This is a genomic window from Aeromicrobium fastidiosum (genome assembly GCF_017876595.1).
Taxonomy (GTDB): Bacteria; Actinomycetota; Actinomycetes; order Propionibacteriales; family Nocardioidaceae; genus Aeromicrobium; species Aeromicrobium fastidiosum.
In genome coordinates this window covers 3022923-3045199 of sequence record NZ_JAGIOG010000001.1, presented here as the reverse complement: position 1 = coordinate 3045199, position 22277 = coordinate 3022923, and the positions used below count along the sequence as shown (strand labels likewise).

Annotated in this window: 23 protein-coding genes; 19 read left to right on the top strand and 4 right to left on the bottom strand. The window is 71.0% G+C overall.

What is annotated here, in order from left to right; all coding sequences use genetic code 11:
• Nucleotides 1–65: 65 nt before the first annotated feature.
• From argG to JOF40_RS15145, 10 genes are read left to right on the top strand one after another with little or no spacing between them, the layout of a single operon-like run.
• Nucleotides 66–1496: an argininosuccinate synthase gene (gene argG, locus JOF40_RS15190; RefSeq protein WP_129184007.1), complete on the top strand. Its 1431-nt coding sequence runs from the start codon at nt 66–68 to the stop codon at nt 1494–1496.
• Entirely contained in the window at nt 1496–2548 is a 1053-nt protein-coding gene (gene argC / locus JOF40_RS15185) for an N-acetyl-gamma-glutamyl-phosphate reductase (RefSeq protein WP_129184009.1), read from the top strand. The genes argG and argC overlap by 1 nt, the downstream gene beginning before the upstream one ends.
• Nucleotides 2545–3696, top strand: coding sequence for a bifunctional glutamate N-acetyltransferase/amino-acid acetyltransferase ArgJ (argJ, locus tag JOF40_RS15180; protein WP_129184011.1), 1152 nt, complete (start codon nt 2545–2547; stop codon nt 3694–3696). The genes argC and argJ overlap by 4 nt, the downstream gene beginning before the upstream one ends.
• A gap of 11 nt (nt 3697–3707) precedes the next feature.
• On the top strand, nt 3708–4673 hold the full coding sequence (gene argB / locus JOF40_RS15175) for an acetylglutamate kinase (protein WP_129184820.1): 966 nt from the start codon (nt 3708–3710) through the stop codon (nt 4671–4673).
• A complete protein-coding gene (locus JOF40_RS15170) occupies nt 4670–5839 on the top strand; it encodes an acetylornithine transaminase (protein WP_129184013.1) in 1170 nt (389 codons plus the stop codon). Before argB ends, JOF40_RS15170 begins: the two co-directional genes overlap by 4 nt.
• Nucleotides 5836–6774, top strand: coding sequence for an ornithine carbamoyltransferase (gene argF, locus JOF40_RS15165; RefSeq protein WP_129184015.1), 939 nt, complete (start codon nt 5836–5838; stop codon nt 6772–6774). Before JOF40_RS15170 ends, argF begins: the two co-directional genes overlap by 4 nt.
• 13 nt (nt 6775–6787) lie before the next feature.
• The gene (locus tag JOF40_RS15160) at nt 6788–7303 is read left to right on the top strand and encodes an arginine repressor (protein WP_129184017.1); all 516 of its coding nucleotides are present in this window, start codon (nt 6788–6790) and stop codon (nt 7301–7303) included.
• Nucleotides 7300–8739, top strand: coding sequence for an argininosuccinate lyase (gene argH / locus JOF40_RS15155; RefSeq protein ID WP_129184019.1), 1440 nt, complete (start codon nt 7300–7302; stop codon nt 8737–8739). The genes JOF40_RS15160 and argH overlap by 4 nt, the downstream gene beginning before the upstream one ends.
• Before the next feature lie 56 nt (nt 8740–8795).
• On the top strand, nt 8796–9482 hold the full coding sequence (locus tag JOF40_RS15150; RefSeq protein ID WP_129184021.1) for a peptidylprolyl isomerase: 687 nt from the start codon (nt 8796–8798) through the stop codon (nt 9480–9482).
• 4 nt (nt 9483–9486) lie between these two features.
• Nucleotides 9487–10086 carry a DNA-3-methyladenine glycosylase gene (locus JOF40_RS15145; RefSeq protein ID WP_129184023.1) on the top strand — a complete coding sequence of 200 codons (600 nt, stop codon included), beginning with the start codon at nt 9487–9489 and terminating at the stop codon, nt 10084–10086.
• On the opposite strand, the gene JOF40_RS15140 is transcribed toward JOF40_RS15145, so the two are convergent.
• Together JOF40_RS15140 and JOF40_RS15135 are read right to left on the bottom strand one after the other, a co-directional pair.
• On the bottom strand, nt 10068–10730 hold the full coding sequence (locus tag JOF40_RS15140) for a response regulator (RefSeq protein ID WP_129184822.1): 663 nt from the start codon (nt 10728–10730) through the stop codon (nt 10068–10070). The two genes, JOF40_RS15145 and JOF40_RS15140, sit on opposite strands and share 19 nt — an antisense overlap.
• Before the next feature lie 11 nt (nt 10731–10741).
• Nucleotides 10742–12325: a sensor histidine kinase gene (locus tag JOF40_RS15135; protein ID WP_209674630.1), complete on the bottom strand. Its 1584-nt coding sequence runs from the start codon at nt 12323–12325 to the stop codon at nt 10742–10744.
• Between the two features lie 82 nt (nt 12326–12407).
• Here JOF40_RS15135 and JOF40_RS15130 point away from each other — a divergent pair, with 82 nt between their 5' ends.
• The 4 genes from JOF40_RS15130 to JOF40_RS15115 are packed head-to-tail and all read left to right on the top strand — an operon-like array spanning nt 12408 to nt 15845.
• A complete protein-coding gene (locus tag JOF40_RS15130) occupies nt 12408–13400 on the top strand; it encodes a Bug family tripartite tricarboxylate transporter substrate binding protein (protein WP_129184027.1) in 993 nt (330 codons plus the stop codon).
• Nucleotides 13397–13924 carry a tripartite tricarboxylate transporter TctB family protein gene (locus tag JOF40_RS15125; RefSeq protein ID WP_129184029.1) on the top strand — a complete coding sequence of 176 codons (528 nt, stop codon included), beginning with the start codon at nt 13397–13399 and terminating at the stop codon, nt 13922–13924. The genes JOF40_RS15130 and JOF40_RS15125 overlap by 4 nt, the downstream gene beginning before the upstream one ends.
• Complete coding sequence (locus JOF40_RS15120; RefSeq protein WP_129184031.1) at nt 13924–15438, top strand: tripartite tricarboxylate transporter permease; 1515 nt, start codon at nt 13924–13926, stop codon at nt 15436–15438. The genes JOF40_RS15125 and JOF40_RS15120 overlap by 1 nt, the downstream gene beginning before the upstream one ends.
• Complete coding sequence (locus JOF40_RS15115) at nt 15435–15845, top strand: universal stress protein (RefSeq protein WP_129184033.1); 411 nt, start codon at nt 15435–15437, stop codon at nt 15843–15845. Before JOF40_RS15120 ends, JOF40_RS15115 begins: the two co-directional genes overlap by 4 nt.
• Before the next feature lie 12 nt (nt 15846–15857).
• On the opposite strand, the gene JOF40_RS15110 is transcribed toward JOF40_RS15115, so the two are convergent.
• Nucleotides 15858–16259, bottom strand: coding sequence for a hypothetical protein (locus JOF40_RS15110; protein ID WP_129184035.1), 402 nt, complete (start codon nt 16257–16259; stop codon nt 15858–15860).
• A gap of 81 nt (nt 16260–16340) precedes the next feature.
• Here JOF40_RS15110 and JOF40_RS15105 point away from each other — a divergent pair, with 81 nt between their 5' ends.
• Nucleotides 16341–17162, top strand: a complete 822-nt coding sequence (locus JOF40_RS15105; RefSeq protein WP_307800775.1) for a spermidine synthase — start codon at nt 16341–16343, stop codon at nt 17160–17162.
• A gap of 136 nt (nt 17163–17298) precedes the next feature.
• On the opposite strand, the gene rocD is transcribed toward JOF40_RS15105, so the two are convergent.
• Nucleotides 17299–18504, bottom strand: coding sequence for an ornithine--oxo-acid transaminase (gene rocD / locus JOF40_RS15100; protein ID WP_129184037.1), 1206 nt, complete (start codon nt 18502–18504; stop codon nt 17299–17301).
• 36 nt (nt 18505–18540) lie between these two features.
• Here rocD and JOF40_RS15095 point away from each other — a divergent pair, with 36 nt between their 5' ends.
• Genes JOF40_RS15095 through JOF40_RS15080 form a run of 4 tightly spaced genes read left to right on the top strand, consistent with a single transcriptional unit; the run spans nt 18541 to nt 22252 of the window.
• A complete protein-coding gene (locus JOF40_RS15095; protein WP_129184039.1) occupies nt 18541–19071 on the top strand; it encodes a hypothetical protein in 531 nt (176 codons plus the stop codon).
• Between the two features lie 35 nt (nt 19072–19106).
• Nucleotides 19107–19796: a YcnI family copper-binding membrane protein gene (locus JOF40_RS15090; RefSeq protein ID WP_129184041.1), complete on the top strand. Its 690-nt coding sequence runs from the start codon at nt 19107–19109 to the stop codon at nt 19794–19796.
• Nucleotides 19789–20304 (top strand): copper resistance CopC family protein, encoded by a 516-nt coding sequence (locus JOF40_RS15085; RefSeq protein ID WP_188111828.1) that lies wholly within the window; start codon nt 19789–19791, stop codon nt 20302–20304. Before JOF40_RS15090 ends, JOF40_RS15085 begins: the two co-directional genes overlap by 8 nt.
• A complete protein-coding gene (locus JOF40_RS15080) occupies nt 20285–22252 on the top strand; it encodes a bifunctional copper resistance protein CopD/cytochrome c oxidase assembly protein (protein ID WP_129184046.1) in 1968 nt (655 codons plus the stop codon). Before JOF40_RS15085 ends, JOF40_RS15080 begins: the two co-directional genes overlap by 20 nt.
• Nucleotides 22253–22277: the final 25 nt, after the last annotated feature.

Here is a 22277-nt window from a genome sequence, read left to right as displayed (position 1 = left end):
GTCCGAGGTCGTTTGCCCTCGACCCCTACTGCAAGGTCTTGCAGAGGTGTGCAAGAATGTGAGGCATGTCCAAGGTCCTCACCAGTCTTCCGTCCGGCGAACGTGTCGGCATCGCCTTCTCCGGAGGGCTCGACACCTCCGTTGCCGTCGCCTGGATGCGCGACAAGGGTGCCGTGCCGTGCACCTACACCGCCGACATCGGCCAGTACGACGAGCCCGACATCGCCGGCGTCCCCGGACGCGCGATGGCCTACGGCGCCGAGCTGGCACGGATGATCGACTGCAAGCGGCCGCTCGTCGACGAGGGCCTGGCCGCCCTGGCGTGCGGCGCGTTCCACATCCGCTCGGCCGGCAAGACCTACTTCAACACGACACCGCTCGGCCGGGCCGTGACCGGCACGCTGCTGGTGCGCGCCATGAAGGAGGACGACGTCAACATCTGGGGCGACGGCTCGACCTTCAAGGGCAACGACATCGAGCGGTTCTACCGGTACGGCCTGCTGGCCAACCCCGAGCTGCGCATCTACAAGCCGTGGCTCGACGCCGCCTTCGTCGCCGAGCTGGGCGGCCGCACCGAGATGAGCCAGTGGCTCGTCGAGCACGAGCTCCCGTACCGCGACAGCCAGGAGAAGGCCTACTCGACCGACGCCAACATCTGGGGCGCGACCCACGAGGCCAAGACCCTCGAGCACCTCGACGTGTCGCTCGAGACCGTCGAGCCGATCATGGGCGTCAAGTTCTGGGACGCGTCGGTCGACATCGACACCGAGGACGTCACGATCACCTTCGCCGAGGGCCGTCCCGTCGCGATCAACGGCACGACGTTCGACGATCCGGTCGCGCTGGTGCACGAGGCCAACGTCATCGGCGGACGGCACGGGCTCGGCATGTCCGACCAGATCGAGAACCGCATCATCGAGGCCAAGAGCCGGGGCATCTACGAGGCGCCCGCGATGGCGCTGCTGCACATCGCGTACGAGCGGCTGCTCAACGCGGTGCACAACGAGGACACGATCGCCAACTACCACGCGCACGGACGTCGTCTCGGCCGGCTGATGTACGAGGGACGCTGGCTCGACCCGCAGGCGATGATGCTGCGTGAGTCGATCGAGCGCTGGATCGCCTCGCTCGTGACGGGCAGCGTCACGATCCGGCTGCGGCGCGGCGAGGACTACTCGATCCTCGACACGCAGGGCGAGCACTTCTCGTACCACCCCGACAAGTTGTCGATGGAGCGCACCGACAACGCCGTGTTCGGTCCCACCGACCGGATCGGCCAGCTCACGATGCGCAACCTCGACATCGCCGACTCGCGCGCCAAGCTCGAGCAGTACGCGGCGCAGCCGCTCGACCAGGGCCAGGTGCTCGTCGAGAACGGCACGCTGTTCGGGGCCCTCCCGGCCGGCGGTGCGACCCGCATCGAGGCCAATCCCGCAGCCGCCACCGAGGACGAGCACGCCCTCGACGCCGCGGCCATGGAGCTGGGCACCGACTGATGGCCGGGCACAAGGTCACGGTCGCCGTCGCCGGCGCGAGCGGATACGCCGGCGGCGAGGTGCTGCGGCTGCTGCTGTCGCACCCCGATGTCGAGATCGGTGCGCTGACCGCGGCGTCGAGCGCCGGCACCGCGCTGGGTGCCCACCACCCGCACCTCGTCCCGCTGGCGGGTCGCGTGCTGCAGCCGACGACCACCGAGACGCTGTCGGGCCACGACGTCGTCTTCCTGGGCCTGCCCCACGGCGAGTCGGGTGCCGTCGCAGCGCAGCTCGGCGACGACACGCTCGTGATCGACCTCGGTGCCGACTTCCGGCTCGAGTCCGCCGGCGACTGGCTCGAGTTCTACGGCGGCGACCATGCCGGCACGTGGCCGTACGGCATGCCCGAGCTGATCGTGGGCGAGGCGCGGCAGCGCGACGCCCTGGCCGGCGTCAAGCGCATCGCGGTGCCCGGCTGCAACGTCACGGCGGTCACGCTCGGCATCCAGCCCGCCGTCGCCGCCCAGCTCGTCGAGTCGACCGACATCGTCGCGGTGCTGGCCAACGGCTACTCCGGGGCCGGCAAGGCACCCAAGGCGCACCTCATCGCGTCGGAGGCCCTCGGATCGGCGTCGCCGTACGGCGTCGGCGGCACCCATCGCCACGTGCCCGAGATCATGCAGAACCTGCGCCACGCGGGTGCCGCCGAGGTCACGGTGTCGTTCACCCCGACGCTCGTGCCGATGGCCCGCGGCATCCTCGCCACCACGACGGCACGGCTGGCTGACGGCGTCGACCTCGCGATCGTCCGCGCCGCCTACGAGGTCGCCTACGACGACGAGCCGTTCATCCACCTGCTGCCCGAGGGCCAGTGGCCCACCACGGCCGCGACCCTCGGCGCCAACACCGCGCAGCTGCAGGTCGCGGTCGACGAGCGCGCCCGACGCCTGGTCGTCGTCTCGGCGATCGACAACCTCGTCAAGGGCACCGCCGGCGGTGCCATCCAGTCCATGAACCTCGCCCTGGGTCTCCCGGAGACCACGGGCCTCTCGACAGTGGGAGTCTCTCCATGAGCGTCACCGCAGCACAGGGATTCACCGCCCACGGCGTCGCCGCCGGCCTCAAGTCGACTGGAGCGCCCGATGTCGCCGTGGTCGTCAACCATGGCCCGTCCACGGCAGCCGCTGCGGTGTTCACGAGCAACCGCTGCAAGGCCAATCCCGTCCTCTGGAGCGAGGAGGCGATCAAGACCGGCTCGGCCGTTGCCGTGGCGATCAACTCCGGCGGGGCCAACTGCTACACGGGCTCCGAGGGCTTCACGACGACCCACCGCACGGCCGAGACCGTCGCCGAGCTGCTCGGCATCGGCGCGATCGACGTGCAGGTGGCCTCGACGGGCCTGATCGGCCTGCTCAACGACCGTGACGCCCTGCTGTCGGGCGTGCGTGCGGCCGTCGAGGGACAGAGCGCCGACGGCGGCCACACCGCGGCCACCGCGATCATGACGACCGACACCGTCGCCAAGGAGGCCGTGGCGCACGGCGAGGGCTTCACGGTCGGCGGCATGGCCAAGGGCGCCGGCATGCTGGCACCTGCGCTGGCCACGATGCTGGTCGTCATCACGACCGACGCCGACGTCGACGCCGCGACCGCCGACCGGGCGCTGCGGACGGCCACGGCGCAGACCTTCGACCGGCTCGACTCCGACGGCTGCCAGTCGACCAACGACACGGTGCTGCTGATGGCCTCCGGCGCCGCCGGCACGACGCCTGACGTCGAGGCCTTCACGGCGGCCGTGACCGAGGTCTGCCGCGATCTCGCGATGCAGCTGCTGGCCGACGCCGAGGGCGCCGACCACGAGATCGCGATCGAGGTCGTGAACGCCGCATCGGTCGACGACGCCCTCGAGGTCGGACGCTCCGTCGCCCGCAGCAACCTGTTCAAGTGCGCGATCTTCGGCAAGGACCCCAACTGGGGACGCATCCTGGCCTCGGTGGGCACGACGCAGGCAGCGTTCGACCCGGCCGACCTCGACGTGGCTCTCAACGGCGTCTGGGTGTGCCGCACGAGCGGACCGGGGGAGTCGCCCGACTCGATCGACCTCGACGACCGCGCCGTGACGGTGACGATCGACCTCAAGTCCGGCGACGCGTCGGGCACCATCTGGACCAACGACCTGACGCAGGCCTACGTGCACGAGAACTCGGCGTACAGCTCATGAGCGAGGACGACATGACCGACGGCATCACCGACTGGGACCCGGCCGACTGGAAGAAGGCGACCGACAAGGCCGCCACGCTCGCGCACGCCCTGCCGTGGCTGAAGAAGTACCACGGCAAGGTCATCGTCGTGAAGTACGGCGGCAACGCGATGACCGACGAGACGCTCAAGCGGGCGTTCGCCGAGGACATCGTGTTCCTGCGGCTGGCCGGCTTCAAGCCCGTCGTCGTCCACGGCGGCGGGCCGCAGATCAGCTCGATGCTCGACCGGCTCGGCATCGAGTCGGAGTTCCGCGGCGGGCTGCGCGTCACGACGCCCGAGACGATGGAGGTCGTCCGCATGGTGCTGACGGGCCAGGTCGGACGTGAGCTGGTGGGTCTGCTCAACCAGCACGGCGACCTCGCGGTCGGCCTCTCCGGCGAGGACGGCGGCCTCTTCACGGCGCAGAAGACCATGCCGGTCATCGACGGCGTCGAGACCGACATCGGCCTGGTCGGCGAGGTCGTCGGCGTGCGCCCCGAGGCGGTGCAGGACCTCATCGAGGCCGGCCGCATCCCGGTCGTCTCGACTGTCGCGCCCGATGCGTCCGGCCAGGTGCACAACGTCAACGCCGACACGGCTGCCGCTGCGCTGGCCGTTGCCCTGGGTGCCGAGAAGCTGCTCGTGCTCACCGACGTGGAGGGGTTGTACGCCGACTGGCCCAACAGCTCCGACGTGATCGGCGAGATCAGCCCCGAGTCGCTCGCCGAGCTCATCCCGACCCTTTCGACGGGCATGATCCCCAAGATGACGGCCTGCCTGAAGGCCGTGCAGGAGGGCGTCAAGCGCTCGACCGTGATCGACGGCCGCGAGCCCCACGCCGTGCTGCTCGAGATCTTCACCGACGAGGGCGTCGGCACGCAGGTAGTGCCGGGAGCCGCGACGCGCATCCGCACGGCGCTGTATTCGACGAGCGTCGAGAAGGGGGCGACGTCATGACGACCGCCGAGTGGACCGAGCGCTACCAGGGTGCTGTCATGAACACCTTCGGTCCGCCGCAGACCGTGCTGGTGCGCGGCGAGGGCTCGCACGTGTGGGACGCCGACGGCAAGCAGTACCTCGACCTGCTGGCCGGCATCGCGGTGAATGCCCTCGGGCACGCGCACCCCGCGATCGTCGAGGCCGTCACGACGCAGCTCACGACGTTGGGCCACACGTCCAACTTCTTCGCGACCGAGCCACAGGTGCGCCTCGCCGAGAAGCTCGTCGAGCTCGTCGGGCACGACGCCCGGGTGTTCTTCACCAACTCGGGCACCGAGGCCAACGAGGCGGCGTTCAAGGCCACCCGTCGCACGGGCCGTACCCGCATCGTCGTCGCCGAGGGCTCGTTCCACGGACGCACGATGGGCGCGCTCGCGCTGACGTCGAAGGAGGCCTACCGGGCACCGTTCGAGCCGTTGCCGGGCGACGTCACCTGGGTGCCGTACGGAGACGTCGCGGCCCTGGAGGCCGCGGTCGACGACACCGTCGCGGCAGTGCTGATCGAGCCGATCCAGGGCGAGGCCGGCGTCGTCGTTCCCCCCGCAGACTACCTGCCCGCGGCACGCGAGATCACGACGCGGCACGGTGCCCTGCTGTGGCTCGACGAGGTGCAGACGGGCATGGGCCGCACGGGCGCGTGGTTCGCATACGAGGAGTCGGGCGTCGTGCCCGACCTCGTGACGCTGGCCAAGGGCCTCGGCGGTGGCATCCCGATCGGTGCCTGCGTGGCCATCGGTGGCGCCGGCACGCTGCTGCAGCCGGGCAACCACGGCACGACGTTCGGCGGCAACGCCGTCGCGACGGCCGCCGCGCTGGCGGTCATCGCCACGATCGAGTCGCAGCAGCTGCTCGACCACGTCACGACGATCGGCGACCAGCTGCGCCGCGGACTCGCCGACCACCCCTTGGTCGCCGACGTCACCGGTCGCGGCCTGCTGGTGGGTGTCGTGCTGCACCAGCCGCTCGCCGCCGAGGCGCAGAAGGCCGCGATGGCGGCCGGACTGATCCTCAACAACGCGACGCCCGAGCGTCTTCGCCTGGCCCCCCCGCTGATCCTGAGCGAGTCCGAGGCGGCTCACGCCGTGACGGTGCTGCGGGACGTCCTCGACGAGGTGTCGGCATGACCGGCACCGTCAGGCACTTCCTGCGCGACGACGACCTGAGCCCGGCCGAGCAGGCCGAGGTGCTGGCGCTCGCTGCCGAGATCAAGGCCGATCCGTACGCCCGCAAGCCGCTGGCGGGTCCGCAGACCGTGGCGGTCATCTTCGACAAGGCCTCCACGCGCACGCGCGTCTCGTTCGGCGTCGGCATCGCCGACCTGGGCGGCAACCCGCTGATCCTCGAGACGGCGGGCACCCAGGGCGGCCGGGGCGAGTCGCCGGCCGACACCGCCAAGGTGCTGGGGCGGATGACCAGCGCCATCGTGTGGCGCACCTACGCGCAGTCCGGCCTGGAGGAGATGGCGGCCCACGCGGGCGTGCCGATCGTCAACGCCCTGAGCGACGAGTTCCACCCGTGCCAGATCCTGGCCGACTGGCAGACCGTCATCGAGCACAAGGGCACCCTGGCGGGGCTCACGGTGGCCTACCTCGGCGACGGCGCCAACAACATGGGGCACTCGTACCTGCTGGGTGGAGCGACGGCCGGCTTGCACGTGCGCATCGGGTCGCCGGTCGGCTACCAGCCGGACGAGCAGATCGTGGCGCGGGCCGCGGAGATCGCGGCGACGACCGGGGGATCGGTCAGCGTCACCGACGATCCTGCGACTGCCCTCGCCGGGGCCGACGTCGTCATCACCGACACGTGGGTCTCGATGGGCCAGGAGGCCGAGAAGAAGGCGCGGCTCGCCCTTTTCGGCGACTACTCCATCACGGCCGAGACCCTGGCCCTGGCCGCGCCCGACGCGATCGTGCTGCACTGCCTGCCGGCCTATCGCGGGCTCGAGATCTCGTCGGAGGTGCTCGACGGACCGCAGAGCGTCGTGTGGGACGAGGCCGAGAACCGCCTGCACGCCCAGAAAGCTCTGCTGGTGTGGCTGCTGGAACGGGGCTCATCGTGAGGGCGGCACGGCGATGAGCACCGCCGACACCAAGACCGCGCGGCAGCAGCTCATCATCGACCTGCTGACCCGGCACCCCGTTCGCTCGCAGCAGGAGCTCGTCGACCTGCTGCACGACCAGGGCGTCAACGCGACCCCGTCGACCGTCTCGCGCGACCTCGTCGAGCTCGACGCCGTCCGCGTGCGTCACGCCGGCAGCGGACTCGTGTACGCCGTGCCGGCTGAGGGCGGCGATCGCACGCCGCGTCCCGCGACGGGCAGCTCGGCCGGACAGTCGCGCCTGACACGCGTGGCCCGCGAGGTGCTGGTCACGGCCGAGGCCTCGGCCAATCTCGTCGTCCTGCGCACGCCGCCGGGCGCCGCGCAGTACCTCGCGTCGGCGATCGACCACTCGGCACCCACTGATGTGATCGGCACGATCGCCGGCGACGACACCGTCATGATGATCTGCCGCGACCCCGCCGGCGGGCAGGCCGTCGCCGCCCGCTTCATGGACCTCGCCGGTCCGCCCACCAAGGAGACTCCGTGAACACATCGCCCCCCGAGCCCGTCGCCACGCCCCCTGAGCCTGTCGAAGGGTCCACCAGTGCAGCCCTCTGGGGCGGACGCTTCGCGTCCGGGCCCTCGCCCGAGCTCGTCGAGCTGTCGCGGTCGACGCACTTCGACTGGCGACTCGCGCCCTACGACCTCGCGGGTTCGCGCGCGCACGCCGTCGTGCTGCAGGCGGCCGGTCTGCTGAGCCGCGACGACCTGACGACGCTGATCGCGGGCATCGACGCGCTCGAGGCCGAGGTCGCCTCGGGAGCGTTCGCGGCCCAGCCCGACGACGAGGACGTCCACACCGCCCTCGAGCGCGGCCTGCTGGAGCGGCTCGGCGCGGACCTCGGCGGACGCCTGCGCGCCGGGCGCTCCCGCAACGACCAGATCGCGACGTTGTTCAAGATGTACCTGCGCGACCACGGCCGACGCATCTCGGTGCTCGTCACCGAGCTCGTCGAGGCCCTCGCGGCCCAGGCCGAGACTCACCTCGGCGTGGCGATGCCGGGCCGCACGCACCTGCAGCACGCGCAGCCCGTGCTCCTGTCGCACCACCTGCTGGCCCACGCGTGGCCGCTCGTGCGCGACCTCGACCGCCTCGCCGACTGGGACGCCCGCGTGTCCGCCGACTCGCCCTACGGATCGGGTGCTCTGGCCGGTTCGTCGCTCGGGCTCGATCCCGAGAAGGTCGCCGCGGACCTCGGATTCACGGGGTCGACCGCCAACTCGATCGACGGCACCGCGGCCCGCGACTTCGTGGCCGAGTTCGCCTTCGTGACGGCCCAGATCGGCGTCGACGTGTCGCGGCTCGCCGAGGAGATCATCATCTGGAACACCAAGGAGTTCGACTTCGTCACGCTGCACGACGGCTACTCGACGGGGTCGAGCATCATGCCGCAGAAGAAGAACCCCGACATCGCCGAGCTCGCGCGCGGCAAGTCGGGGCGACTCATCGGCAACCTGACGGGTCTGCTGGCGACGCTCAAGGGCCTGCCGCTGGCCTACAACCGCGACCTCCAGGAGGACAAGGAGCCGGTCTTCGACTCGATCGACACGCTCGAGGTGCTGCTGCCGGCCTTCACGGGCATGGTCGCGACACTGACGTTCCACACTGAGCGGATGCAGGCGCTCGCGCCGCAGGGCTTCGCGCTCGCGACCGACATCGCGGAGTGGCTCGTGCGCGAGGGCGTCCCGTTCCGCGTCGCCCACGAGCTGTCGGGCGCCTGCGTGCAGGTGTGCGAGCAGCGCGGCATCGAGCTCTGGGACCTCAGCGACGACGACTTCGCGGCGATCTCGCCGGCGCTGACCCCGCGCGTCCGCGACGTGCTGACGGTCGAGGGCTCGCTCGCCTCACGTGACTCCCGCGGCGGCACGGCCCAGGTGCGGGTGGCCGAGCAGCTGGCTGAGCTGCGCGACCGCCTGCGCTGACGGTCCGCGCTGACGGCTTGCGTTGATTGCTCAGTAGCCCTCGCTAGGCTCGCCCCATGCGTTCTCGCCTCCTCGCCGCCACGGCGTCCACGGTCCTGATCACCTTCCTCGCCGCCTGCGGTGGCTCGGACGACTCACCGTCCGCTGACGCCACGCCGTCCGCGGACGCGTCCAGCACCGCCGGGTCGAGCGCGTCGGCACCGGCCGCCGACGGCACGTGCACGTACGAGAAGAAGGACGAGGCCGGCAAGAAGGCCACGCTGCCGCCGTCGGAGCCCAAGAGCGTCGACAGCCTCACGATCAAGACCAACCGCGGTGACATCAAGCTGGCGCTCACGCCCGACACGGCGCCGTGCACCGTCAACTCGTTCGTGTCGCTCGCCGAGCAGGGCTTCTTCGACGGCACCAAGTGCCACCGCCTGGTGCCGGGCTTCGTGCTGCAGTGCGGCGACCCGACCGCGAGCGGCTCGGGCGGCCCCGGCTACAGCTTCGCCGACGAGCTCAGCGGCTCCGAGCAGTACCCGGCCGGCACGCTGGCGATGGCCAACGCCGGGCCCGACACCAACGGATCGCAGTTCTTCATCGTCCTGGCCGACGCCAGCGGCAACCTCACGCCCGACTACACGGTGTTCGGCAGCGTCGACGCAGCCGGCCTGAAGGTCGCCCAGAAGATCGAGGCCGACGGCAACGCGGCCGACGGCGTCGCACCGGCCAAGGACGTCGTCATCGAGTCGGTCAGCTGACCGCATGACGGCGGACGCCGACGACGTCGTCGCCCGGGCGCGCGGCCTGCTGGGCCGCGTGCTGCACGGGCACGGCGTCGTCGCGCGGATCACCGAGGTCGAGGCGTACGGCGGCATCCACGACCCGGCCTCGCACGCCTTCACGCGCACGCCGCGCAGCGAGATCATGTACGGCCCGCCGTGGCGGCTGTACGTCTACCGGTCGTACGGGATGCACTTCTGCGCCAACGTCGTCACGGGGCCGAGCGAGATCGCGGCGGCCGTTCTGGTGCGCGCAGGCGAGGTCGTCGAGGGGCTCGAGACGGCACGTGCACGGCGGGTCGGCGTCGAGGACGTCGCCCTGGCCCGTGGCCCCGGCAACCTCGCCCGGGCACTCGGTCTGAGCCTCGACGACCTCGGCACCGAGCTGCTCGCGAGTGAGGGCGTGCGTCTGGGGCCGTCGCCGAGCCAGACACCCGAGATCACCGCAGGGCCCCGGGTCGGCGTCTCGAAGGCCCCAGACGTGCCGTGGCGGTTCTGGGTCGCCGGTGACCCGACCGTCTCGGCGTACCGCCGCAGCCCCCGGGCACCGTCCGCCGAACCGGGTCAGCGTGCCGAGCGGTAGCGGCGCTCCGGACGACCGGCATTGCCGTAGTTGAGCCGGACGACGGCCGTGCCGTTGTCGACGAAGTGCTCCAGGTAGCGCCGGGCGCTGACCCGGGACAGTCCGACGAGCTCGCCGCAGTCGGCGGCCGACAGCTCGCTGCCGCGCGCCAGCGCCTCGGCCACGATCTGCGCAGACTCGGCGCTGAGCCCCTTGGGCAGGGCCGTCACGGCTGCGGGCGGCGCGCCGAAGGCACGGTCGATCGCTGCCTGGTCGGGAGCACCGTCGGCGAGGGTCTCGAGCGCCTCGCGGACGCGCTGCATGCGCGCCGCGAAGTCGGCGTACTCGAAGGGCTTGACGAGGTACTGCAGCGCGCCGCCGTGCAGGGCCGTGCGCACCGCCTCCGCGTCGCGCTCGGCCGTCACCATGACGACGCCGACCGCGCTTCCCCTGGTTCGCAGCTGCTGGAGGACCTCGAGCCCACTCATGTCGGGCAGGTGCACGTCGAGCAGCAACAGGTCGGGGGAGAGGTCGTCGTGCAGCTGCAGCGCCTCGGCTCCCGTGCGGGCGGTGCCGGCGACCGCGAAGCCGGGGGTGCGCTCGACGAACCGGCCGTGGATGCTCGCGACCATGAAGTCGTCGTCGACGACCAGGACCGTGATCATGCTGCCTCCTGTCATGCGGACGCCTTCGGCAGATGGACCGCGAAGACGGCTCCACCGTCGTGCGCGACCGTCACGGTACCGCCCCGCTGCGTGCAGATCAGCCGCACCAGTGGCAGGCCGATGCCCCGCCCACCCGGCACGTCGGGCTTGGTCGAGAAGCCGCGGGTGAAGACCGCGTCGCGCAGCTGCTCGGGCACGCCCGGGCCGTTGTCGCGCACCTCGAGCACGATCTCGTCGGCGGTCTCTGTCAGCTCGACCGTGACAGCCGGTGAGGTCTCGCCCTTGCACGCATCGACGGCGTTGTCGACCAGGTTGCCGATCACGGTCGCCAGGTCGGCCGAGGTGCGGGGCGTCGTCGGGGCGAGGCGCGATCCGTCGCTCAACGTGAGCGTGACTCCTGCCTCCGCGGCCCCGCTGGTCTTCGCGATCAGCAGCGCCGCGACCGCCGGATCGGCGACGCGCTGCGTGACGGCGTCGGTGATCTCGGCGCGACGCCGCGTGAGCACCCCCACCAGCGACGTGACCTCGTCGTACTCGCCGAGCTGGACGAGCCCCGAGATCGTGTGCAGCTGGTTGGCGAACTCGTGGGTCTGGGCGCGCAGGGTGTCGGTGATCGACAGATTCGAGCTGAGCTGGCCCTGCATCGCGACGAGGTCGGTGCGATCGCGCATCGTCGTGACCGCACCGATGCCGCGTCCGTGGCTCGACGCCGAGCGCTGGTTGAACACGATGGCGCGCTCGCCGACGAGCAGCACGACGTCCTGGCTGTCGCCTCCTGCGGCGATGACGTCGACGACCTGCGGATCGAGCCCCAGGTCGCCGATGCGCCTGCCGACGACGTCGCCGTCGAGGTCGAGCAGGGTCCGGGCACCGTCGTTGACCATCGTCACGCGGGCATCGGTGTCGACCGCGATGATGCCCTCGCGGATGCTGTGGAGCAGAGCCTCGCGGTGGTCGGCGAGCATCGCGAACTCGTGGGGCTCGAGGCCGCGGGTGCGGCGCTTGACCAGCCGGGCGAGCAGCCACGACCCCGCGGCACCGAGCCCGGCGCCGAAGCCGAGGTAGAGCACGAGCTCGTCGGCCGACTCGGTCAGCCGGGTCGAGAGTGCCGGGTAGCGCTCCTCGGCGATCGCGAGGCCCACGAGCTCGCCGTTGTCGTCGATGATCGGCGCATGCCCCGCGACGAAGTGGCCGTTCCGGGTGCGCACGTCGCCCTTCCAGGCCCGTCCCTCACGGACGCCGGAGTCGCCGAGGGCGGCCCGCGTGCCGATCACACGGGGGTCGGACGACGACAGGATGCGCCCGGTCGGGTCGGCGATCATCGCCTCCGTGGCACCCGAGAGGTTGACGGCACTGTTGATGGGGCTCGCCAGCGACTGGGCAGCGTCCGGCTCGCCGATGCGGTCGCGCACGACCGCGGTGTTGGCGAGGTCCTCGGCGACCGACCGCATCTGCGTGCCGCGGTCGTCGGCGAACGACGCCGTCGCCTGCTGCACCGAGAAGGCACCGACGATGACCAGCACGACGGCCACGACGACGAGCTGCAGCACCAGGAACTGCCCCGCCAGCGTCAGCCGTCTGCGTCGTGACCACAACGTCCACAACCTCCTTTGGTTCCGCAATGGTGACCCACAGCACAGTGACGGGTCATGATCGGGGTCGATCACAGGAGGTCCCATGACGCCGACCAGGCGATCACACCGGTTCACCGCGACCCTAGTCGTCGTGGCCGCAGCCCTGCTCCTCTCGGCCTGCGGCGTCACCCGCGGCGGCGAGGGCGAGGCCAACCGTCGACTCAGCATGTACATCCCCAACAGCCCGGGCGGAGGCTACGACCTCACGGGTCGCGCTGCCGCCCGCGTGCTCGAGGACGCCGACCTGTCCGGACGGTTCGAGGTCACCAACGTCATCGGTGCCGGCGGCACCGTCGCGATGCAGCGACTGCTCAACGAGAAGGGCGTCGACGACCTGGTCATGTCGATGGGGCTCGGCGTCGTGGGTGCGACCTACACCAACGACTCGAAGGCCCGGGTCTCGCAGGCGACGCCCATCGCGCGCCTGATCGAGGATCAGGAGGCGCTGATCGTCCCGAAGGACTCGCCGTTCAAGACCGTCCAGGACCTCGTCGACGCGTGGAAGGCCGATCCGTCCAGCGTGACGATCGGCGGCGGCTCGTCGCCCGGCGGACCCGACTTCCTGTTCCCGATGCAGCTGGCCAAGACCGTCGGCATCGAGCCCAAGCAGGTCAAGTACATCGTCTACGACGGCGGCGGGCCGCTCACGAGCGCGCTGCTCGGCAAGAAGATCGACGTCGGCACGTCCGGCCCCAGCGAGTTCGAGGGCCAGCTGAAGGACGGCTCCCTGCGGGTGCTGGCCGTCTCGGGCGAGGAGCGCCTCGACACCGTCGACGCGCCGACGCTCAAGGAGTCCGGCATCGACATGACGTTCGTCAACTGGCGCGGCATCCTCGCGCCCCCCGGCATCTCGGACGAGTCGCGCGACCGGCTCGTGGCGATGTTCACCAAGATGCACCAGACGAAGGGATGGAAGGACGCCGTCAAGCGCAACGGCTGGATCGACTCGTTCGCCACCGGCGAGGAGTTCAGGACGTTCCTGCTCGAGCAGGACAAGCGGGTCGAGACGACCCTGAAGGAGCTGGGGCTGGTATGAGCACCCGAGAAGACACCCCGACCGAGACCCGTGCGGGCTCGACGGTCGTCGACAAGGCGCAGTACGGACTGGCCGCGTTCCTGGCCGTCGTCGGCGCGTACGTCGTGTACGACGCGACGACGCTCTCCGACGGCTTCGCCGATCAGCCGGTGCAGCCCTACGCCTTCCCGTACGTCATCGGTGGCGTGCTGATCGTCCTGGCGGCGCTGCTGGCGCTGGCGACGGCGCGCGGCGACGTGCCGCAGGCCGAGGAGGGCGAGGACGTCGACCTGACGCAGCCCAGCGACTGGGCCACGGTCGCCAAGCTGCTGGTCGTGTTCCTGGCCAACATCCTGCTGGTCGACTGGCTGGGCTGGGCCATCACCGGCGCGATCCTGTTCGTCGGCACGGCCTACGTGCTCGGCAGCCGCACCCTGGTCCGCGACGTCGCCGTCGGCGTCGCGCTGTCGGTCGGCACCTGGTACGGCTTCTACTCCGGCCTGGGTCTCGCGATCCCGGCCGGCATCCTGGACGGGGTGCTCTGATGGACACCCTCAACCTGTTGATGGACGGATTCGCCCAGGCGCTGACCGTCCAGAACCTCTTCTACGCCGTGCTCGGCGTCTTCCTCGGCACCGCGGTCGGCGTGCTTCCCGGCATCGGGCCCGCCATGACGCTGGCGCTCCTGCTGCCGATCACCTACAGCGTCGGCCCCGACAGCGCGCTCATCATGTTCGCCGGCATCTACTACGGCGGCATGTACGGCGGCTCGACGACGTCGATCCTGCTGAACACCCCGGGGGAGTCGTCATCGGTCGTCACCGCGATCGAGGGCAACAAGATGGCCAAGAAGGGCAGGGCCGCCCAGGCCCTGGCCACCGCGGCGATCGGCTCGTTCGTCGCCGGCACGATCGGCACGCTGCTGCTGGTCCTGTTCGCGCCGTCCATCGCCGGACAGGTCGTCAAGCTCGGCAACCCGTCGTACTTCGCCCTGATCCTGCTGGCCCTGTTCGCGGTCACGGCGGTGCTCGGCACCTCGCGGCTGCGCGGCTTCATCGCGCTGTTCCTCGGCCTGTCCATCGGCCTGGTGGGCGGTCAGACGGGTCAGGCACGCCTGACGTTCGGCAGTCCGCTGCTGGCCGACGGCATCGACATCGTCGTCGTGGCGGTCGCGATCTTCGCGATCGGCGAGGCCCTGTGGGTCGCGGCGCACCTGCGCCGCCGTCCGCTCGACATCATCCCGGTCGGCCAGCCCTGGATGAGCCGCGACGACTGGGGACGCTCCTGGAAGCCGTGGCTGCGTGGCACGGCCTTCGGCTTCCCGTTCGGCGCCCTGCCGGCCGGCGGCGCCGAGATCCCGACGTTCCTGTCGTACATCACCGAGCGCAAGCTCTCCAAGCACCCCGAGGAGTTCGGCAAGGGCGCCATCGAGGGTGTCGCCGGACCGGAGGCGGCCAACAACGCGTCTGCGGCCGGCACCCTGGTGCCGCTGCTGGCGATCGGCCTGCCCACGACCGCGACCGCCGCGATCATGCTGCTGGCCATCCAGAGCTACGGCATCGAGACGGGTCCGCAGCTGTTCGACACCGAGCCCGACCTCGTGTGGGCACTTCTCGCGAGCCTGTTCATCGGCAACACGCTGCTGCTCCTGCTCAACCTGCCGCTCGCACCCCTGTGGGCCAAGCTGCTGCAGATCCCGCGGCCCTACCTCTACGCGGGCATCCTGTTCTTCGCCTCGCTCGGCGCGTACAGCGTCAGCTTCCAGCCCTTCGACCTGGCGATCCTGCTGGTCATCGGCATCCTGGGCCTGGCGATGCGACGCTTCGGCCTGCCGGTCCTGCCGCTCATCATCGGCGTGATCCTCGGCCCCAAGCTGGAGGAGCAGCTCACGACGTCGCTGCAGATCTCGTCGGGCGACGTCAGCACCCTGTGGAGCGAGCCCGTCGCGGTCATCGTGTACGCCTTCATCGCGCTGGCGCTCGCCGCCATCGTCGCCTCGGGTCTGCGCAAGCCCAAGCCCGAGTCACCCGTCAACGACAAGGAAGAGGTCAACGCATGACGGTCGTCGTGATGTACAGCCCCGACGAGTTCGGACGGGCGGCGCTGTCCTACGGTGCCACCGAGGCGGCTCGCCGCGAGGAGCGGCTGGTCGTGGTCAACCCCACCAAGGGCGATTCCTACGTCGACGCCAAGTTCGCCGGCGACGACGAGCTCACGAAGCTCCGGGCGATGCTCGACCGGCTCGACGTGGAGTCGGAGATCCTGCACGACATCGTCCCGGACATCGCCGGGGCGGTGCTGCACGCGGCGTCGTCGACGGGCGCATCGCTCATCGTCGTCGGCATCCGGCCACGCACGCCCGTGGGCAAGCTGTTGCTCGGCAGCGTGGCGCAGCGGCTGATCCTCGACGCCGAGTGCCCCGTGCTCTCGGTCAAGCCGGACGGCTCGGAGGACCTGCTGGCCTAGGGGCCAGCAGGGCTAGGACGCACCGATCGGCGTGGCGACGACCAACCAGTCGTCGTCACGCCGTTGCAGTCGGACGATCTCCTCGGCCCGCTCGCCGTCGCGGCGGTAGGCGATGCGCACCGACGCCACGAGGTCGTCACGGGCGACGAGCTCGTACCGGAAGGTGTCGGGGCGCAGTCCCTCCGAGCGGTACGCGTCGCGCACTCCCGTCACGTCACGGCAGTCGACGAGGCCGGGGTCGAACGACACCTTCCGCAGCGCCTGGCAGTCGCCCGCCGCGTAGGCGGTCGTCGCCTCCCTCGCGACGGCGACCGGACCGGGTCCGGCGCGGTGCTGGCGCACGGCCGTGCCCACGGCGATCGCGGCGGCGACGGCCGCGGCCAGCGCCACGAGCTGCAGGAGCCGCCGGAGCATGTGCGTCCTTTCCGAGACGTCGAGTCATGACGGTACCGAGCGCCGGGGCCGACGGCGAACCGAGCCGCCTAGAGTGAGCGCGTGACCGAGCCCCGCCGCGAGATCCAGGTCGTGACCGATCGCGACCGCCCGTCGGCGTTCATGCTGAAGGTCGACGGGACCGACCAGTCGTACGTCGACCTCGATGACCCGATGCGGCTCGAGTTCGACTACGTGCAGCGCATGGCCGATGCGATCGACGGACACGGTCTCGAGGGCGAGCCGCTGCGGTGCGTGCACGTCGGGGGAGCGGGCATGACGTTGCCGCGCTACGTCGCCGTCACCCGTCCGCGGTCGCCGCAGATCGTCCTGGAGCCCGACGAGGAGGTCACGGCGCTGGTGCGTGAGCAGATGCCCCTGCCGCGCCACAGCGGCATCAAGGTCCGCCCCGTCGACGGACGCTCGGGCGTCGCGGCGATGCGCGACGACTTCGCGGACGTCGTCGTGGTCGACGCCTTCGACGGCGACCGAGTGCCGGCCGACCTCACGACGCGGGAGTTCTACGCCGATCTCGCGAGGGTCACGACCCCTGACGGGCTGGTGCTGCTCAACCTCGCCGACCGCGCGCCGTTCCCGTACCTGCGGCGGGCCGTCCGCGGCGTGTGCGACGCCTTCGCACAGGTCATGATCAGCGCCGAGCCCGCGACGCTGAAGGGTCGCCGCTTCGGCAACGTGCTCGTCATGGCGTCACCGGCCCAGCTGCCGTGGCAGTCGCTGGCCCGCAAGGCCGCTAGCTCGCCGTTCCCCTACCGGGTGATCCCGTACCGCGAGGTCGTCACGACGTTCGCCGCCAAGGAGCCGTTCACCGACGCCGACTCCGAGCGCTCGCCGTCACGATCGGGCGACACCACGTACTTCGTCTGAGGCCCCGGCCCGCTCCCCGAGTGGTGCGTTCGGAGTCTCGGGTGGTGCGGTGTGGACAGACACGCCGTCCCGATATGTCCAGACCGCACCACTGGCCCCCAAGCGGGAGGTGCCCCCAGCGGATCGGGGTGGCGGTTCAGGCCTCGAGTGCCTCGGCCAGCGCGCCGACCGCGTGGTCGATCTCGTCCTTGGTGATGACCAGCGGGGGAGCGATGCGCAGCGTGCGCTCGTGCGTCTCCTTGCACAGCACGCCGCGGTCGCGCAGGGCCATCGAGACCTCGCGGCCCGTCTTGGCCAGCGGGTCGATGTCGACGCCGGCCCACAGTCCGCGTCCGCGCACCGTCGCGACGCCCTTGCCGACGAGCTCGTCGAGTCGCCCGTGCAGGTAGCGGCCCAGCTCGAGCGACCTGGCCTGGAACTCGCCCGTCTCGAGCAGCCCCACCACGGCTCGCCCGACCGCGCACGCGACGGGGTAGCCGCCGAACGTCGAGCCGTGCTGCCCGGGCTTGAGCACCCCGAGCACGTCGGCCCGTCCGACGACGGCCGAGACGGGGATGATGCCGCCGCCGAGTGCCTTGCCGAGCGTGTAGAGGTCGGCGCGCACGTCGTCGTGGTCGAGCGCGAACAGCCGGCCCGTGCGCGCCAGGCCCGACTGGATCTCGTCAGCGATCATCAGCACGTCGTTCTCGTCGCAGAGCCGCCGGATGCCCGGGAAGTAGCCGGACGGCGGGACCACAACACCGGCCTCGCCCTGGATGGGCTCGAGCAGGATCGCCGCGGTGTTGGGGGTGATGGCCGCCTCGATCGCGGCGAGGTCGCCGTACGGCACCGTGACGAAACCGGGCGTGAACGGGCCGTAGTTGTCGTGCGCCGCGGGATCGTCGGAGAACGAGACGATCGTCGTGGTGCGACCGTGGAAGTTGCCCGAGGCCACGATGATCTCCGCGCCGTTGAACGCGACGCCCTTGACCTCGTAGGCCCATTTGCGGGCCACCTTGATCGCCGACTCGACGGCCTCGGCGCCCGTGTTCATGGTCAGGACCATCTCGGTCTGCGTCAGAGCGGCCAGCTCGCGGCAGAACGCGCCGTACTGGTCGTTGTGGAACGCCCTCGACGTCAGCGTGAGGCGGTCGAGCTGGTCGCGCGCTGCACCGACGAGGGCCGGGTGGCGGTGACCGAAGTTGAGGGCGGAGTAGCCCGACAGGAAGTCGAGGTAGCGCTTGCCCTCGACATCGGTGACCCACGCCCCCTCCGCCTCGGCGATGACGACCGGCAGCGGGTGGTAGTTGTGGGCGCCGAACTGCTCGTCGAGCGTGATGTAGGACGCGGTGTCGAGGCTCATGTGCCCACCGTAACGGCCCCCCGATATCGTGGGACGGTGAGCCACACCGACCGTCCCGATGCCTGGCGTCCGGCCGATCGTCCGTTGCGGCTCGCGCGCTCGCTCGCGGCAGCGCTCGCCTGCGTGACGGCCGCCGCCGTCGGTCACGTGTCGGCCGGTGGGACGATGCCCGCCGTCACGGTCGTGTCCGCCTTCGTCGGCTCGGCCGCGGTCGCGTGGCTCCTGTCGGCGCGGCGCGTGACGTCCTCGCAGCTGTTGGGTCTGCTGGTGCTGTGCCAGGTCGTCGTGCACCTCGGGGCGTCCGCCCACGAGATGACGATGGGCCCGGGCATGGTCGGCGCCCACCTCGCCGCGACCGCCGCCAGCGTGCTGGTTTTGTCGCGCGGTGAGGCATTCGTCTGGCAGCTCGCCGAGCGACTCGCGCTGCGGGTCACCCCGCTCCTGCGCGTCGTGCTCGTGCCACCGACCCGTCCACGTCCGGTCGCGGTCGTCGCACTCCGCGCGCGCCACGACGTCCGTCTCGCGCACTCGCTCTGGTTGAGAGGGCCGCCGGTCAGCCTCGTCTGACCCGCACCCACATCTCTCGACCAGGAAGAACTCTCATGACACGCACCACCGCGCGGCTCGCCGCTGCGCTCACGACGGTCGCCCTCGTGGCGATCGCAGGCCCGGCCTCGGCCCACGTCGGCGTCTCGTCGCCCGACGCCGCCAAGGAGGGATTCGGCAAGGCCGTGTTCCGCGTCCCCAACGAGTCCGACACCGCCGCGACGACCAAGCTGGTCGTCACGCTGCCGTCCGACACGCCGTTCGCCTTCGTCTCGGCGGGCACCAAGCCCGGCTGGAAGGTCGACGTGGTCAAGAAGCCGCTCGCCAAGCCCACGACGGTCGGCGACTACGACCTGACCGAGGCCGTCAGCACCATCACCTGGACGGCCGAGGGCGACGGCATCCCCGTCGGCCAGTTCGACGAGTTCGCGATCTCGGGCGGCCCATTCCCCGACGCCGACTCGATCTCGTTCAGCGCCCAGCAGACCTACGCCGACGGCGAGGTCGTCGACTGGGACCAGAAGCAGGCCAAGGGTGCCGAGGAGCCGGAGCACCCGGCACCGACGCTGACCCTCGGTGAGCCCACGGGCGACGACCACGGAGCGACGACGAAGGCCTCGGCCGACACGGAGTCCGCCACGGACAGCGGCACGGACCGCATCGGCACCTGGCTCGGTGGCGGTGCCCTCGTCGTCGCGCTGGCGGCACTGGTTGTGGCGCTGCGACAGACTCGGCGTCGTGCGTAACAACCTGCTCCTGCGCGGCATCGTGCTCGTCACGGCCGCACTTGTCCTCGGGGCCGGACCGGCCAGCGCCCACGCGGCGCTGGTCGGCACCGACCCCGAGGACGGGTCGACCCTGGCGGCGGCCCCCTCCTCGATCACCTTCACGTTCAACGAGAACGTGTCGCGGCGAGCGCAGGTGGCCGTCGCCGCCCCCGACGGCAGCCAGGTCAAGGTCACGGGCGTGCGTGGTCTCGACAACACGGTCAGTGCGAAGCTCGCCGACGTCGGCCAGCGTGGCACCTACAGCGCGTCGTACCGGGTCGTGTCCGCCGACGGGCACCCCGTGACGGGCACCATCGCCTACGACGTCTCCGCCGGACGGACCGTGACCCAGGTCGCCGGTCCGAAGCAGGAGGACTTCATCCACCGCCACAGCTCACACCTGTTCTGGGGCATCCTGGCAGCCGTGGTCGCGATCGTCCTGCTGCTCGCACCCCTGAGGAGGCGGAATGACCCAGACGCTGCGTGACACCCTCGTCGGCTTCATCGTCGCGGGCCTCGCGCTCGCGGCCTTCCTGGTGCTCGGCGGCGGATCGTACGAGCGGGCGCCCATCGGCATCGCCGACCCCGGGGCCTTCGTGGGCTGGGCGCTGCCGTTCACCAAGCTGCTCAACGACCTCTCGGCCGTCCTCGTCATCGGCTTCCTGGTCGCCGCAGCCTTCCTGCTGCCGTCGCCGCAGGCCGAGGTGCAGGGTCTCTCGGTCCAGGCCGTGCGCCTCGCCTCGCGCTGGGCGACGGTGTGGGCCGTCGCCAGCGTCGCGTACTTCTTCCTCAAGGTCGCGGGCGACATCTTCGGCAAGCCGCTGACCCAGCTGGCCTGGGCCGACATCACGGGATTCCTCGGCTTCGCGGAGGGTCGGGCGATCCTGCTGCAGGCCGCGGGTGCCGCGGTCATCGCCGTGGCGACGCGCCTGACGCTGAGCACCCGGTCCGTCGCGGCGACGCTGGGACTCGCGCTGGCGACGCTCGGACCCATCGCCCTCACGGGCCACTCGGCGTCGTCGGGCTCGCACGACCTCGCCACGACGAGCCTCTACCTGCACATCCTCGGGGTGTCGCTGTGGGTGGGCGGCCTGACGGCGCTGGCCTGGGTCGCGACGCGCGGCAGCAAGCGTCTCGACGCCGCCGTGGCGCGCTACTCGACGTTGGCCCTGTGGGGCTTCGTCGTGGTCGGGGTGTCGGGAGCGGTCAACGCCGCCGTGAGACTCCGCTCGTTCAGCGACGTCTTCGGCACCGCGTACGGCCTGCTCGTGATCGCCAAGCTGACGGCTCTGGTGGCCCTCGGCTGCTTCGGCGTGGCCCAGCGCCGCCGGATCGTCGCGGCCGGCAGCGGATTCCTGCGCCTGGCCACGACCGAGGTGTTCGTCATGGCCGCGGCCGTCGGGCTGGCGGTCGCACTGTCCCGCACGCCGACCCCTGTCGGTGACGAGGTGCTGCGCACGCCCGTCGAGGAGCTGCTGGGCGGGCCGCTGCCGGCCGCGCCGACGGTGCTGCGCCTGCTCTGGGGCTGGTCGGGCAACGGCGTGGGCCTGGCCATCGTCGCCCTCGGCACCGCGTTCTACCTGCGCGGAGTCTGGGCGATGCGACGACGCGGTGACGCCTGGCCCGTCGGTCGCACGGTGTCGTGGCTCGCCGGCATGCTCGTGGTCGCCTGGGCGACGTTCGGGGGCCTGGGGGAGTACTCGCACGTCCTGTTCAGCGCCCACATGGCGTCGCACATGCTGCTGTCGATGGTCGCGCCGATCTTCCTGGCCCTCGGCGCCCCGATGACCCTCGCGCTGCGCACCCTGCCGGGGCCACGCCAGCCCGGCGAGGTCTCACCTCGAGCGATGCTGCTGGGGTTCCTCCAGTCGCGGTTCTCGCGCATCGTCACGCACCCCGTCGTCGGACCTGTCCTGTTCGTGGGCAGCCTCTACGGTCTGTACTTCACGGGCATCTTCGAAGCGCTGATGGGCAGCCACTGGGGCCACGCGATCATGGAGATCCACTTCCTCGCGGTGGGCCTGCTGTTCTACTACGTGCTGATCGGCATCGACCCGTCGCCGCACGCGCTCGCGCCGATCGCCCGCTTCGGCACGCTGCTCGTGACGGTGCCGTTCCACGCCTTCTTCGCGATCGCCGTGATGTCGTCCAACACGGTCTTCGCGCTCGACTACTGGAAGTCGCTCGACCGTCCGTACCGCACCGACCTGCTGGCCGACCAGTACCTCGGCGGCGGCATGGCCTGGGCGATGGGGGAGATCCCGCTCGTGCTGGTCATGGTGGCGATCCTGTTCCAGTGGTTCCGGTCGGACGCCCGCGAGGCCAAGCGGTTCGACCGTGCCGAGGACCGCAGCGACGACGCCGCCCTCGAGGCCTACAACGCACGGCTGCGCGATCTGGCCGCTCACGGAAAACGGCGGGACCCCGACCAGTAGGTCGAGATCCCGCCGTCGCCGGTGG